This window comes from Sphingobacterium sp. UBA7253, assembly GCF_002472745.1.
GTDB lineage: Bacteria > Bacteroidota > Bacteroidia > Sphingobacteriales > Sphingobacteriaceae > Sphingobacterium > Sphingobacterium siyangense.
In genome coordinates this window covers 8324-8861 of record NZ_DKSP01000160.1, presented here as the reverse complement: position 1 = coordinate 8861, position 538 = coordinate 8324, and the positions used below count along the sequence as shown (strand labels likewise).

Below are 538 nucleotides of genomic sequence, written 5' to 3'. Positions count from 1 at the left end.
GATAGATTTGAGCTAAATTTACGGGTAATGATGAGCTGCGTCACATAACTCAATCGATCATTGAAGTCTTCAAAGCTTGCTGCCGAAGACTTATCGGAGCTGGCAGGAAATGTGGACCTGGAATCTAAAGGCGTCGCGTTTACCTTGGGAATGAGTTTGTAATTCCGATATATTCCCTCGAAGATGACCAGTTAAACCTATGTTTCGCGAGCTTGTACCGTGTTACTAGCCTGTTTGTCCCCCCAAAAATTGGTATCTGATCTTTCTGATCAGGCAAATAAATACGTTTCTTTTTTACTGTATATCGTCATTCACTTCAAGATGCACAGCACATTAAACTTCTATTACATTTTAATGTGCTGTACGTATGTGAACAATTCGGTTAATAACTGTTCGCATACGTACATTGCGTTTTTTGAAGAAGAGCTTAGATCGACCATAATGAGCTTTAAAAGGCATAAATGAACCTTGGGGCCAATTGGTATGGTCTTTGGCACGGAGCTATTAAAATTGATCGTATGTTCTTTATGCATTTTGA

2 protein-coding genes are annotated in these 538 nt (G+C 39.2%); both read right to left on the bottom strand.

The window, feature by feature from the left end; all coding sequences use genetic code 11:
- The coding region (locus tag B2X72_RS26660; RefSeq protein WP_414711801.1) for a DUF5777 family beta-barrel protein at nt 1-152 on the bottom strand (152 nt) is incomplete at its 3' end.
- A gap of 192 nt (nt 153-344) precedes the next feature.
- A partial coding sequence (locus B2X72_RS16445; protein WP_286850745.1) for a hypothetical protein occupies nt 345-538 on the bottom strand: 194 nt, incomplete at its 5' end.